Genomic DNA, 14,383 nt, shown 5'->3' with positions numbered 1-14,383 from the left:
ACGCCGCGTTCTCTATCGCAGACGAGTCCACTCGAATACTACCGATCGGTAGCCGCGCTACCTTGCTGCTGAGACGGTCTGTACCGGTTCAGAGACGGGCATCACACGACGGCGAGAGGCAGTGCAGTCGGGTGTACCGGGGACGGCAATTCCGAGTGTCCGGTGAGGAAAGCGTCGACTCCGTGAGCCGCCGAACGACCCTCCGCGATCGCCCACACGACCAACGACGCACCACGGTGCGCATCGCCACACACGAACACCCCGGGTGCGGTGGTCTGCCAATCCGGACCACACGAGAGCGCACCGCGCTTGGTCAGCGTCAGGCCGTACTCGTCGAGCAACGGACCATGCTCCACACCCTCGAAACCGATGGCGAACAACGCCAGATCGCACGGCAGTTCGACTTCCTCACCGATGGGCGTGACGATGCGACGACCGTCCGCGTCGCGCTGCACCTCCACCTCGGCGAGCACCATCGCGCGAACGTGCCCGCGCTCGTCACCGAGGAATCGCTGGACCGCGACCTGATGACGGACGACCCCACCCTCGGCGTGTGCGGGTGAAGTCCGCAGTACCAGCGGCCACGACGGCCAGGGCGAGAGGCTGTCGTCGCGGGCCCCGGGCAGAGCCGGGTTGTAGTCGAGCTGCGTCACCGACGCAGCACCCTGTCGGTGGGCCGTTCCCAGGCAGTCGGCTCCGGTATCACCACCGCCGATGATGACCACATGCTTGTCCGCAGCGGAGATGGAGGTGGGACCGTCGCCCTCGCACTCCTTGTTCGACGGCACCAGATGCTCCATGGCCAAGTGGATGCCGTCGAGTTCCCGACCGATGACCTCGGCATTGTCACGGGCCCGCAGAGCTCCGACCGCGAGAACGACCGCGTCGAAGGATTCGCGTAGTTGCTCGACGGTGAAGTCGATGCCGACCTCGCATTCGGTGACGAAATGCGTTCCCTCGGCCCGCATCTGCATGAGGCGCTGATCGAGGACAGACTTCTCGAGCTTGAATTCGGGGATGCCGTAGCGGAGCAGTCCGCCGAGACGATCGTCGCGCTCGTAGACGGTGACGTCGTGTCCGGCGCGGGTGAGCTGTTGCGCCGCAGCCAATCCCGCGGGACCGGATCCGACGACGGCGACTCGCTTGCCGGTGGTGATCGTCGGCGGCTGCGGAACGACGCTGCCTTCCTCCCACGCCAGATCCGCAATGGTCTGCTCGACCCGCTTGATCGTCACGCTTCCGCCGGTGGCCGCCTCGGAGATCGACAGCACACACGCCGATTCACACGGGGCCGGGCACACCCGCCCGGTGAATTCCGGAAAATTGTTGGTCGCATGCAGTCGGTCACTGGCCGCGTCCCAGCGGCCACGGCGCACCAGGTCGTTCCACTCGGGAATCAGATTTCCCAGCGGGCAACCCGCAGTTCCCGAGTGGCAGAACGGGATACCGCAGTCCATGCAGCGACGCGCCTGATCGGAGACCTCGGCGGCACGCTCGCTCGTCGGCTGGTGCGAGTACACCTCGTTCCAGTCCTTGACGCGCTCGCCGATCGGACGCTTGGCGGCCTCACGCTTGACGACTTTCAGAAATCCCTGTGGATCAGCCACGTGCAGCCTCCATGATCGCAGCATCGACGTCGCGCCCTTCGGCGCGCGCCATTCTTGTCGCTTCCAGCACTCGCTGGTAGTCGACGGGCATGACTTTGGTGAACAGCGCAGACCGGCGGGGCCAGTCGGCCAGCAACGAGGTCGCGACGGTGGAACCGGTCCAGCGCCGATGATTCTCGACGGTCTCGCGTAGCCACACCAGATCGTCCGGGTCGGGTGCCTGCAGTTCGACCATCGCCGGATTCACGTCCGCGGGATCGAGACCGAGGACGAACGCGATGCCACCGGACATACCCGCAGCCAGATTGCGACCGGTCGGCCCGAGAACCACGACACGACCGCCGGTCATGTACTCGAACGCGTGGTCGCCCACGCCCTCGTTCACCGCGATCGCTCCCGAGTTGCGCACCGCGAACCGCTCCCCTGCCTTACCACGCAGATACACCTCGCCCGAGGTGGCACCGTAGAGAATCGTGTTTCCTGCGATCACGTTGTCCTCTGCGACGAACGGCGCATCCTCGGCCGGTCGCACGACTATTCGGCCGCCCGACAATCCCTTGCCGACATAGTCGTTCGCGTCACCGACCAGGTCGATGGTGATGCCCGGCGGCAGGAAGGCTCCGAGAGACTGACCGGCCGATCCGGTGAACGCGATGCGAATGGTGTCGTCCGGCAACCCGACCGCGCCGTAGCGACGGGTGACCTCGGATCCCAGAAGCGTTCCCACAGTGCGATTGACGTTGCGTACCGGCAACTCCAACGTGACCGGGTGGGCGTCCTCCAGCGCTCCCTCGGCCAACTGGATCAGAGTCCGATCCAGCGCGAGATCGAGACCGTGGTCCTGCGCGCGAAGGCGTCGACGCTGCGTCATCGGGGCTCCGTGGCGGTCGACGGGCATCGCGAAGATCGGCGCGAGATCGAGTCCCTTGCTCTTCCAGTGCGCCACTCCGGGTGCCGTCTCGAGCACATCGGCGCGACCGACGGCCTCGTCGATACTCCGGAAACCGAGCTGCGCGAGGTACTTTCGCACGTCATCGGCGATGAACTTGAAGAAGTCCTCGAGGAACTCGGGCTTTCCGGTGAACCGCTTGCGCAGCTCCGGGTTCTGCGTAGCGACACCGACCGGGCAGGTGTCGAGGTGGCACACGCGCATCATGATGCACCCCGCCACGATCAGCGGGGCCGTCGAGAACCCGAACTCCTCCGCGCCGAGCAGTGCCGCGACGATGACGTCGCGCCCGGTGCGCATACCGCCGTCGCACTGCACGGTGATGCGATCACGCAGGCCGTTGAGCACCAGCGTCTGCTGGGCGTCGGCGAGCCCGATCTCCCACGGAGCGCCTGCATGCTTGAGCGAGGTCAACGGCGCAGCTCCGGTTCCGCCGTCGTATCCGGAGATGAGGACGACGTCGGCGTGCGCCTTGCTCACGCCCGTCGCCACCGTGCCGACGCCGACGGAACTGACGAGCTTGACGTGTACGCGCGCCTTCTCGTTGGCGTTCTTGAGATCGTGGATCAGCTGCGCGAGATCCTCGATCGAGTAGATGTCGTGATGCGGGGGCGGCGAGATGAGGCCGACGCCTGGCGTCGAATGTCGGGTCTTGGCCACCCACGGATACACCTTGTACCCGGGCAGCTGACCGCCCTCACCCGGCTTGGCACCTTGAGCCATCTTGATCTGAATGTCCGTGGCATTGACCAGGTAGTCGCTGGTGACACCGAACCGACCACTTGCGACCTGCTTGACGGCACTGCGTCGCGTCGGGTCGTAGAGCCGGTCGACGTCCTCGCCGCCCTCCCCCGAGTTGGACCGTCCGCCGAGATTGTTCATCGCCACGGCCATCGTCTCGTGCGCCTCGGCGGAGATGGATCCGTAGCTCATGGCCCCGGTGTTGAACCGCGTGACGATCGACTCGACCGATTCCACCTCGTCGAGCGGAACCGGCGGCCTGACGCCGTCCTTGAACTCGAACAGACCGCGCAGTGCACCGCCTTCGCGAGCGAGCCGGTCCACCTCGTCGGTGTACTTCTGGAACACGTCGTATCGGCCGGTACGCGTTGCGTGCTGCAGCAGGAACACCGTCTCGGGGGTGAAGAGGTGCAGCTCGCCTTCGCGGCGGAACTGGTATTCGCCGCCGATCTCCAACCGACGATGGACGCGGTCGGTCGGATTCTCGGGGTACGCCCGACGATGGCGCAGCTTGACCTCCTCGGCGAGCACGTCGAGACCGACGCCGCCGAGCTTGCTGACCGTGCCCTTGAAGTACTCGCGCACCACCTCGCGATCGAGACCGACGGCCTCGAAAACCTGTGCGCCGGTGTAGGATCCGACGGTCGAGATGCCCATCTTCGACATCACCTTGAGCACGCCCTTGCCGAGCCCGTACAGATAGTTCCGTACCGCGATCGTCGGTTCGACTCCGGTCAGCTCGCCCTCGCCGACCAGATCCTCGATCGACTCCATCGCCAGATACGGGTTGACCGCTGCGGCACCGAAGCCGATGAGCAGCGCGAGGTGATGCACCTCGCGTGCGTCGCCGGACTCGACCACGAGCGCGACCTTGGTGCGCTCCTTGGTGCGCACCAGGTGATGATGCACCGCGGACGTGGCGAGCAGCGACGGAATCGGCGCACGCGTGTGGTCGGAGTCGCGGTCCGAGATGATCAGCGTGGTGTATCCCGCAGCGATCGCCTCCGACGCCCGGGCACGCAACTCCTCGATGGCTTCGGCGAGACCTTCGCCGCCGCGCTCGACCTCGTACAGCCCACGCAACACCGTGGCCGACAGTCCCGGATGATCACCGTCGTCGTTGATGTGAATGATCTTGTTGAGCTCGTCGTTGTCGAGCACCGGCCACGGCAACACGATCTGCCTGCACGACGCCGCCGTGGGCTCGAGCAGGTTCTGCTCCGGACCCATGACCCGCGCGAGCGAGGTCACGATCTCCTCGCGGATCGAATCCAGCGGCGGGTTGGTGACCTGGGCGAACAGTTCGATGAAGTAGTCGTAGAGCTGACGCGACCGCTGCGACATCACTGCGGCCGGGGTGTCGGTACCCATCGAACCGAGCGGCTCGCCCCCGGACGCGGCCATCGGCGTCAGCACCACGCGTAGATCCTCCTCGGTGTAGCCGAAGGCGACCTGCCTGCGCACCACCGAGTCGTGGTTGTACTGGATGTGAGCACGCTCGGGCAGGCTCTTGATCTCGAGCAGGCCCGCATGCAGCCACTCCTGGTACGGATGTTCGGTTGCCAGTTGGAGTTTGATCTCCTCGTCCGGCACCAGACGTCCGGCGACGGTGTCGATCAGGAACATCTTTCCGGGCTCGAGGCGACCCTTGGCGACGACCTCGGATTGCGGCACGTCGAGCACGCCTGCCTCGCTGGCGAGGATGACTCGGCCGTCCGCCGTCTGCCACCATCGGCCGGGGCGAAGACCGTTGCGGTCCAGCACGGCTCCGACGTAGCTGCCGTCGGTGAACGTCACGCAGGCCGGACCGTCCCAGGCCTCCATCATCGACGAGTGGAACTGGTAGAACGCTCGCACCCGCGGATCCATCGTGCGGTGGTTCTCCCACGGCTCGGGCACCATCATCATCACCACGTGCGGCACGCTGCGGCCGCCGAGGTGCAGTAGTTCGAGCACCTCGTCCAGGGACACCGAGTCCGAGGCATCGGGGTTGCAGATCGGGAACAGACGCTCGAGGTCCCCGGGGATCAGGTCGCTCGACAGCAGTGCTTCGCGAGCCCGCATCCGGTTTCGGTTGCCCTTGACGGTGTTGATCTCGCCGTTGTGCGCAACGTAACGATGCGGGTGTGCCAGCGGCCACGACGGGAACGTGTTGGTCGAGAAGCGACTGTGCACGATGGCAATGGCGCTCGTGCACAAAGGATTACGAAGTTCCGGAAAGTAGAGCGGCAGCTGCATCGTCGTGAGCATGCCCTTGTAGACGATGGTGCGCGAGGACAGCGACGGAAAGAACAGCCCCGAGCCTTCGGCCTCGATCTCGGGGGTGACCCGCTCGGAACGCTTGCGTAGCCCGTAGACGAGACGGTCGAGAGCGAGACCGGCCGGACGCGTGCCGTCGACTTCGGGGGCGGTGACGAAGAGGTAGCTCATGTACGGCATGCAGCCGAGGGCGGTGAGGCCGACGTCTGCTCGATCGGGATCGACCTCGACCGGAACCCAGCCCAGGATGTCCAGACCTTCCTCGGCCGCAACGGATTCGACGCGCTCGACGGCCATCGCTCGCTCACGGATGCCCTGCGGCAGAAAACACACTCCGGCCGCGAACGTGTTGTCGCCGTCGGCACCGGCCGCGGGCAGATCGAACGGCGCAAGGGAGGCGAGGAGTTCGACCGGCAGCTGAATCAGAATTCCCGCGCCGTCACCACTGTTGGGCTCGGCACCGGCAGCTCCGCGATGTTCCAGATTCTCCAGTGCCAGAACCCCGTCGGCGACGATCGCGTGGGAGCGGCGACCGGCGATGTCGGCGATCATCGCCACGCCACAGGAATCCTTCTCCGCGCTCGGGTCGTACAGACCTTGCTCCGCAGGCATCCGAGAAAACAGCACCACGATCACCTCCACGTAGGCCGGTGGGGTGCGTGAAGGGCGGTGCAGTGTGTTCGACGCTGCACCGGAAGTCTCGGCAACCCCGCCGGCTGGTCGGCTCGAGTCGACCGAAACGGTCGGAAGAGCCGAATTGAACTGCCTGTCGGGAACTCACCGGGACAGCTCTGGCCCGCGAAAGAAACCGGGATCTCTCCCGGATGGCGAAATCGTAGCAGCTGTCATTCGCATCGATGCAATCGCGAATGCCGGCTGCGACGAATGTGATCGTCAGTCGCGCAACGGCCGACCGTGCTGATCACGGACGCTGCCGGTGAGCATCATGATGCCGTCGATCAACGGCCAGATTCCGCCGATGCCGCAGGTGAGCCACGTGACGGCGATCTGCGCCACCGCCATGCCCGGCTGGTTGAGATAGAAGCGCCCGGCTCCGAACGCGCCCAACAGAATGCCGAGCAGACCGGCCGTCAGCTTCTGCTTGTCGGAGAACGGCTCACCGGTGACCGGGTGCCGACCGTACGGAGCCATCGGGTCCATGTATCCGGGCCCGCCTGCGTACTGGGGACCACCGTATTGGGGAGCGCCGTATTGGGGACCACCGTATTGGGGAGCGCCGTACTGCCCGCCCTCATACGGCGGGGGCGGCGGCGCACCGTACTGACCGGAACCATCCGATGGTGGTGGGTAACCGGCACCGGGGGGAGGTCCGAACTGCCCCCGATCGTCGGCATCGGGAGTGCCGTGGCTCGGAGCGCTGTAGTTCGGAGCGCTGTAGTTCGGGTCGGGAGCCCCGTATACGGGACCCGAACCTGCCGGAGAGCCCTTCTCGAACGAGATGGTCGGCTCCGACGGAGTGGATCCGTCGCCCGGGGATCCGTCCGATGACGATGTACCCGATTCACTCACGTCGAACTCCCTTACTCCCGATGCACTACCAGCAAGGGCATCAGTCTCTCAGTTTTCGCCCCTGAGCATCCGTCACATTGCCCACCAGTATCAGGACGCCGTCGACCACGTGCCATACGAAGAGCCCCAGAAGCAGAATCACTCCGAGGCCGAACACCGCGGTGAGGAGAAATCCGAAGAAGAACAAAAGCAACTGCGCGACGCCGATCCCGATACTTCCGATGTAGAAGCGGCCGACTCCCAACCAACCGAGAAACAGCTGCAGCAATCCGCCGACGATCTTCGACTTGTCCGACAGCGGCACGCCGGTCACCGGATCGCGCCCGTAAGGTGCATCTGGGCCGACGCCGAATGCGGATCCACCCGGATAGCCGACGGGTACGCCGTACCCCTGCTGGCCGTATCCCTGCTGTTGGTAGCCCTGCTGCGCGTAATTCGGCTGCGGATAGCCCTGCTGCGGGTAACGCTCCTGCCCGTAATTCGGCTGCGAATAGCCCTGCTGCGGGTAACCCTGCTGCCCGTAATTCGGTTGCGGATAGCCCTGATGGCCGTGATTCTGCTGCTGGTAGCCCTGCTGACCGTAACTCTGCTGCTGGCCGTACCCCTGCTGCGGGTAGCCGGGGGGTGCCGGAAATCCACCGAGCGGGTTGTCGGTACTGCCGTCCGGGCTCGGTGCCGGGTAGCTCGGCGTGCTGGACCAACCGGGGCCGTTTCCGATACCCGAGTACGTGTCCCACCCCGGGCCCGTGGGACCGGTCGGACCGTGCGAGGGTGCGGACTCCGACGTTCCCGGTGCCTCCGAGAGCGACGCTTCGGCGGTGGCGTCGTAGTCGAACGGCGTACCGAACGACGCGGTCGGATTCGACCCGCTGTCGCTCGAATCGGCGGTGGAATCCGGTTCGGGGTCGGGCTGAGGGGTCTTGTCGAAATCAACCACGCGTACTGCCTTCTTCCTCGGCTTTCTTGTCGGACGCCGGACCGGGCTGCGCGTCGACGGTGCTTGCGTCCGTGGTGCTGTCGATCGGTGCCGAACGCGAACCTTCTGCATCCGATGCGGTGCCCTCGGAAGAGGTCTCGCGATCCACGTCGTCGTTCGATTTCAGCGTCGCCGGATCTTCACGGCCCTTGGTGGCGATCACGAAGTACGCGAGCGCCAGAACGAAGATGATGGCGGAGGTGAAGGTGTTGATGCGGATACCGGCGATCGTCGTGGCGAAATCGTCGCGCATGAGTTCCACCCAGAACCGTCCGGCGCAGTATCCGGCCACGTACAGCGCGAACAGTCGACCGTGGCCGATCGTGTACTTGCGGTCGACGAGAACGAGAAGCACCACGACCGCGACGCTCCACAACAGCTCGTACAGGAACGTCGGGTGCACCACTTTTTCCACGAATCCGGTCGAGATCCCGTTGAGGGGATCGAGCCGTCCGTCGGAGTCGACCCGTTCGTAGATCTCCAGGCCCCACGGCTGGGTGGTGGCACGTCCATACAGTTCCTGATTGAAGTAGTTGCCGATGCGGCCGATCGCCTGGGCCAGCAGAATCGGAGGACCGACTGCGTCACCGAACGCCGGCAGCGGAATCCCGCGTCGACGGCACGCGATCCAGGCACCGACGCCGCCCAGGAACACCGCTCCCCAGATTCCCAACCCGCCATTCCAGACGTACAACGCTTCGACCGGGTTTCCGCCGGGGCCGAAATACGTCTTCCAGTCGGTTGCCACGTGGTAGAGGCGCCCGCCCAGCAGGCCGAACGGGACGGCCCAGACCGCGACGTCGAGGACCGTTCCCTTGGTTCCACCTCGGGCCACCCAGCGGCGATCACCCCACACGACGGCAACGACGATGCCGATGATGATGAACAGGGCGTAGGCCCGCAGAGCCAGCGGTCCGACGTGCCACACCCCCTGCGGCGGACTGGGAATGTAGGCCAGGATCGCGGTCGAAGTCACGACGCTACGTTAGCCGAACGGACACCCTCGGCGAGTTCCGTCGTCAGGTCGCGCACGGCGTCGAGTCCCTTGTCGACGGCACTGACCAATGCCGAACCGACGATCACGGCGTCGGCGTAGCGGGCGATCTCGGCGGCCTGGGCACCCGAGCGCACTCCCAGACCCACGCCGATGGGAATGTCGGAGTGTTGACGGATGCGTGCCGAGAGTGCGGGGGCCATCGAGGACACCGCGTCGCGGGCACCGGTGACGCCCATCGTCGAGGCCGCGTACACGAAGCCGCTACTGGCTTCGACGGTGCTGACCAGCCGCTCCTCGGTGGACGACGGGGCGACGAGGAAGATTCGGTCGAGTTCGTACCGGTTCGAGACCTCGATCCATTCCTGCGCCTCGTCGGGAATGAGGTCCGGAGTGATGATCCCGAGCCCACCCGCATTCGCGAGGTCGCGCGCGAAGTTCTCGATGCCGTACTTGAGGACCAGGTTCCAGTAGGTCATGACGACCGCTCGGCCACCCGCTGCAGCGACCTGCTCGGTGACGGCGAAGACGTCCTTGACTCGGGCCCCGGCTCGCAGCGCGACATCGGCCGCGGCCTGGATCGTGGGGCCGTCCATCACCGGATCGGAGTACGGGATGCCCACCTCGACGATGTCGCATCCGGCGTCAACCATCGTCTTGAACACCTCGACCGATCGCGGCACCGTCGGAAATCCCGCCGGGAGGTATCCGACGAGTGCTGCGCGCCCTTCGGCACGGCACTGCGCGAAGGTCCCCGAGAGGCGGGAGTCGTTGTTGCTCATGGCTTGATACCTGCTTCGTCGTCCACGTTCGCTTCGCCGTCTCCGTCGATCAGACCGAACCATTCGGCTGCGGTGTCGACGTCCTTGTCGCCGCGGCCGGAGAGGTTGACCAGGATGATCGCGTCCTTGCCCAACTCCTTGCCGAGGGTGAGCGCGCCTGCGATGGCGTGCGAGGACTCGATGGCCGGGATGATGCCTTCGGTGCGGCACAGCAGCTTGAAGGCGTTCATGGCTTCGGTATCGGTGATGCCGCGGTACTCGGCCCGACCGATGTCGTGCAGGTACGAGTGCTCGGGACCGACGCCCGGGTAGTCCAATCCCGCTGAGATGGAATGAGATTCGACGGTCTGACCGTCCTCGTCCTGCAGCAGGTAGGAGTACGCACCGTGCAGGGCTCCCGGAGTTCCACCACTGATCGTCGCAGCGTGGCGGCCGGTCTCGACACCGTCACCCGCCGCCTCGAAGCCGATCAGCCGAACATCGGCGTCGTCGATGAAGGCGTGGAAGATGCCGATTGCGTTGGAGCCACCGCCGACGCAGGCGGCGATGGCGTCGGGCAGCCGACCCGTGGACGCGAGCACCTGCTGCCGCGCTTCGAGACCGATGATGCGCTGGAAATCGCGCACCATGACCGGGAAGGGGTGTGGCCCGGCGACGGTGCCGAAGCAGTAGTACGTGTTGTCCGCGTTCGTGACCCAGTCGCGCAGCGCCTCGTTGATGGCGTCCTTGAGGGTGCGCGATCCGGACTTCACGGCCACGACACTGGATCCGAGCAGACGCATCCGGGCGACGTTGAGGGCCTGCCGTTCGGTGTCGACCTCGCCCATGTACACGACACACTCGAGCCCGAGGAGCGCGCACGCCGTGGCGGTGGCCACTCCGTGCTGGCCCGCGCCGGTCTCGGCGATGATCCGTGTCTTGCCCATACGCTTGGCCAGGAGCACCTGTCCGAGCACGTTGTTGATCTTGTGAGAACCGGTGTGGTTGAGGTCTTCTCGCTTGAGGAGAATCCGAGCGCCGCCTGCGTGCTCGGACAACCGCGTCGCCTCGAAGACCGGCGAGGGGCGACCGGTGTAATCGCGCTGCAGTCGGTCGAGTTCACCGAGGAACTCGTTGTCGCTGCGCACCTTCTCGTACTCGGCGGTGACTTCCTCGATCACGCCCATCAGTGCCTCGGGCACGAATCTGCCGCCGTAGACACCGAAATGGCCGCCCACATCGGGCTCGTGCGCGCTGCGATCGGTGAGGCCGATGCTGCTCTGCGGCAGATCAGCGCCCTTGAAACGGACTGCCTGCGGGGCGTCCGTGATGGAAGAAGAATTGCTGGTGCTCACCGGTCCAGTGTGCCCCAACGGCGGACCGCCGCCGCGTTCGGGTCGGGTGCCGGGTCAGCGGTGCAGGGTCAGCGTGCGGGCTTGGGGCACGACGGATGCGTGCCCGCCGTCACCAGGTCCGAGACGGCCGTACGCGGATCTCCTGCGGTGACCAAGCCCTCGCCGACCAGTACCGCGTCGGCACCTGCACCGGCGTAGGCGAGCAGATCCGCAGTGCCACGCACTCCGGACTCCGCGATACGAATGACCTCGCTGGGCAACCCGGGAGCGATACGGCCGAAGCTGTCACGATCGATCTCGAGCGTCTTCAGATTGCGGGCGTTGATGCCGATCACGCTGGCACCGGCCTCGAGGGCGCGGTCCGCCTCGGCCTCGGTGTGCACCTCGACCAGCGCCGTCATGCCCAGCGACTCGGTGCGGTCGAGCAAGGACGCCAACGCATCCTGCTCAAGCGCCGCGACGATCAGCAGGATGACGTCGGCACCGTGGGCCCGAGCCTCGTGGATCTGATAGGGGCCGACGATGAAGTCCTTGCGCAGCACGGGAATCGACACCGCGGCACGCACGGCATCGAGGTCTGCCAGAGACCCGTGGAAGCGACGTTCCTCGGTGAGAACGCTGATGATGCGCGCGCCGCCCTGCTCGTACGCGCGGGCCAGAACGGCCGGATCACCGATGTCGGCCAACGCACCCTTGGACGGGCTCGCTCGTTTCACCTCGGCGATGACGCCGATGCCGTCTTCACGGAGGGCAGCTGCCGCGTCGAGGGGGGCCGGTGCTGCCTTCGCTGCTGCTTTCACGGCGGCGAAATCGACCACCGATTCACGCGCGGCCACGTCGGCTCGCACACCGTCGAGAATCGAGTCGAGAACAGTCATGGTGCCCCCAGTCCTTTCTGAGCGTCGACGTCCGATGTGAGGAATCTCATCGGGGTCGGATCTAGCGTAGAGGGCCGATTCAATCCGACGAACTCCGGGTACCGGACTCGTCGGTAGGGTCTTCGCCGGCGTCGAGCGCGTCCCACATCATGCGTTCGGTGAGGTCCTCGCCCTCGTCCTGCACACCGGCACCGGAGGCACTGCTGCGCGCACGACGAGCGACCTCGTCACGACGCACCGCCGGGGCGTCGTACTTGGACGAGAGTACCTGCGTGGCAAACGTTTTCCGAATCGACACCACAGCCGCAGCGAAGGCGCAGAGTGCACCGACGAGGGTGACGATCGCGGGCAGAACCGACACGTCCGTCATCGACACCTGGGCGCGGGCCGGAAGCTCAGCCAGTGCCGCGGACTCCGAATCGGACGCCCCGGCAGTGAGCAATCGAACTGCCGGAATCGCGGCCGCCACGGCCACCACGGCGATCAGCAGGGCGAGCACCCGCGATGCCCACCCCCGCACGGCGAACGACGCGGCGATCGCCGCCACCAACACCAGTGCCAGCGGGGTCGTGGCAGCGGCCCAGGTGCTGCCGAGCAGGTCGTCGGTTCGGCTCTCCCCCAGCCCGTCGAACGACGTCACCCGAACCCACGTCATCCTCGACGCGCCCCACAGGCACACGGCAGCAACGACCAGAAGGGCGACGGGCAGAGCGGCCGACCCGCGGCGATTGGATCGCTCGGTCATCGGCCGCCGACCTCACGGAGCGACTCCGCAGCGGCGACGGCTCCCAGCACCGCCATCGCCTTGTTCCGCGCCTCGTCGTCCTCGTACTCCGCAACCGAGTCGGCCACGACGCCTGCCCCGGCCTGAACGTAGGCGGTGCCGTCCTTGATCAGTGCGGTGCGAATCGAGATCGCCGTGTCGGCGTCTCCCGCGAAATCGAGGTAGCCGACGATGCCGCCGTAGATGCCGCGTCGGGTCGGTTCCAGTTCGTCGATCAGTTCCATCGCGCGCACCTTCGGTGCCCCGGACAGGGTGCCTGCCGGGAAGCAGGCCTTGACCGCGTCGAGGGCACGCTTGCCCTCGGCCAACCGTCCGGTGACCGTCGACACCAGGTGCATGACGTGGCTGTATCGCTCGATGTGGCGGTAGTCGCTCACTCGCACGGTGCCGGGAGCGCAGACTCGCCCGAGATCGTTGCGGCCAAGATCGACGAGCATCAGGTGCTCGGCGTTCTCCTTCTCGTCGGCCAGCAGATCCTTCTCGAGCAGCACGTCCTCTTCCTCGGAGGTGCCTCGCCACCGCGTGCCCGCGATCGGATGCGTGGTGGCGAGACCGTCGACCACCGTCACCAATGCCTCGGGGCTCGATCCGACGATGGAGAAGGCCGTCTCGTCGTTCTCCCCCGGTACGTGCATCAGGTACATGTACGGGCTCGGATTCGAGGCCCGCAGCATCCGGTAGACGTCCAGCGGTGACGCATCGGTGTCCATCTCGAAACGTTGGGAGAGAACCACCTGGAACGCCTCACCTGCTTCGATCTCCTCCACCAGGCGAGCGACGTCGGCACCGAAGCCCTCGGACGTGCGCTGCCTGCGGAACTGCGGCTTGGGCCTGGACACGGTGGAGACGGTGGAGGCGGCGGGCTTCGACAGGTCTGCGCACATACGGTCCAATCGGCGCACCGCGTCGTCGTACGCCTCGTCCACATGCTCGTCGGTGCCGTTCCAGTTGACCGCGTTCGCGATCAAGGTGATCGCGCCCTCGTGATGGTCGACGGCCGCGAGATCGGTCGCGAGCAGCATGACCAACTCCGGAACACCGAGATCGTCCTGCGCATGCTCGGGCAGCTTCTCGATGCGCCGCACCGAGTCGTATCCGAGGTACCCGACCATGCCGCCGGTCAACGGAGGCAGACCTGGCAGCCGCTCCGAGTGCAACAGCTCCAGAGTCCGCGCCAGCACTTCGAGAGGATCTCCGCCGCTCGGCACGCCTGCAGGAACGTTGCCGCGCCATGCGGCCTCACCGTCGATGACGGTGAGCGACGCCGGAGAGCCTGCACCGATGAACGACCACCTGGACCACGAACTGCCGTTCTGTGCGGACTCGAGCAGGAAGGTTCCGGGTCGGTCGGCACCGAGCTTGCGGTACGCCGACAGCGGGGTCTCGGAGTCCGCGAGCACCTTTCGCGTCACCGGCACCACGCGGTGCTCGGCGGCGAGATGCCGGAACACCTCACGCGAGGTCGTCGAGTCCGAGTTCTCGGTGTCGGGAGTGGGGCTGGGGTCGGTGGTCGTCTCGCCGTGCATGCCACCATCCTCCCAGGTTCGGC

The 14,383-nt window shown here is 66.1% G+C and carries 9 protein-coding genes and 2 pseudogenes; all 11 read right to left on the bottom strand.

The features are described 5' to 3' along the window. Window positions 1–101 precede the first annotated feature (101 nt). Window positions 102–1,607: a glutamate synthase subunit beta gene (locus NY08_RS03790; protein WP_032394324.1), complete on the bottom strand. Its 1,506-nt coding sequence runs from the start codon at window positions 1,605–1,607 to the stop codon at window positions 102–104. Next, window positions 1,600–6,183, bottom strand: a complete 4,584-nt coding sequence (gene gltB, locus NY08_RS03785; protein WP_045199666.1) for a glutamate synthase large subunit — start codon at window positions 6,181–6,183, stop codon at window positions 1,600–1,602. The genes NY08_RS03790 and gltB overlap by 8 nt, the downstream gene beginning before the upstream one ends. A gap of 267 nt (window positions 6,184–6,450) precedes the next feature. Further along, window positions 6,451–6,945: pseudogene (locus NY08_RS26635) on the bottom strand (NINE protein); the annotation flags it as partial. Window positions 6,946–7,126: 181 nt separating this feature from the next. After that, window positions 7,127–7,390, bottom strand: coding sequence for a TM2 domain-containing protein (locus NY08_RS26695; RefSeq protein ID WP_235387202.1), 264 nt, complete (start codon window positions 7,388–7,390; stop codon window positions 7,127–7,129). Between the two features lie 139 nt (window positions 7,391–7,529). Then, a pseudogene (locus NY08_RS26690) lies at window positions 7,530–7,823 on the bottom strand (hypothetical protein); the annotation flags it as partial. Between the two features lie 192 nt (window positions 7,824–8,015). After that, window positions 8,016–9,038, bottom strand: a complete 1,023-nt coding sequence (lgt, locus tag NY08_RS03770; protein ID WP_045194979.1) for a prolipoprotein diacylglyceryl transferase — start codon at window positions 9,036–9,038, stop codon at window positions 8,016–8,018. Continuing rightward, window positions 9,035–9,838: a tryptophan synthase subunit alpha gene (gene trpA / locus NY08_RS03765; RefSeq protein ID WP_045194977.1), complete on the bottom strand. Its 804-nt coding sequence runs from the start codon at window positions 9,836–9,838 to the stop codon at window positions 9,035–9,037. The genes lgt and trpA overlap by 4 nt, the downstream gene beginning before the upstream one ends. After that, on the bottom strand, window positions 9,835–11,106 hold the full coding sequence (trpB, locus tag NY08_RS03760; protein ID WP_045199662.1) for a tryptophan synthase subunit beta: 1,272 nt from the start codon (window positions 11,104–11,106) through the stop codon (window positions 9,835–9,837). The genes trpA and trpB overlap by 4 nt, the downstream gene beginning before the upstream one ends. A 134-nt stretch (window positions 11,107–11,240) precedes the next feature. Next, window positions 11,241–12,050: an indole-3-glycerol phosphate synthase TrpC gene (gene trpC / locus NY08_RS03755; RefSeq protein WP_032394329.1), complete on the bottom strand. Its 810-nt coding sequence runs from the start codon at window positions 12,048–12,050 to the stop codon at window positions 11,241–11,243. A gap of 79 nt (window positions 12,051–12,129) precedes the next feature. After that, window positions 12,130–12,795 carry a TIGR02234 family membrane protein gene (locus NY08_RS03750; RefSeq protein ID WP_045194976.1) on the bottom strand — a complete coding sequence of 222 codons (666 nt, stop codon included), beginning with the start codon at window positions 12,793–12,795 and terminating at the stop codon, window positions 12,130–12,132. Further along, the gene (locus tag NY08_RS03745) at window positions 12,792–14,360 is read right to left on the bottom strand and encodes an anthranilate synthase component I (RefSeq protein WP_045194974.1); all 1,569 of its coding nucleotides are present in this window, start codon (window positions 14,358–14,360) and stop codon (window positions 12,792–12,794) included. Before NY08_RS03745 ends, NY08_RS03750 begins: the two co-directional genes overlap by 4 nt. Window positions 14,361–14,383 lie beyond the last annotated feature (23 nt).

The sequence above is a fragment of the Rhodococcus sp. B7740 genome, assembly GCF_000954115.1.
Taxonomy (GTDB): domain Bacteria; phylum Actinomycetota; class Actinomycetes; order Mycobacteriales; family Mycobacteriaceae; genus Rhodococcoides.
Note: the sequence above shows the minus strand (reverse complement) of the source record. Positions and strands in the feature narration are given on the sequence as shown.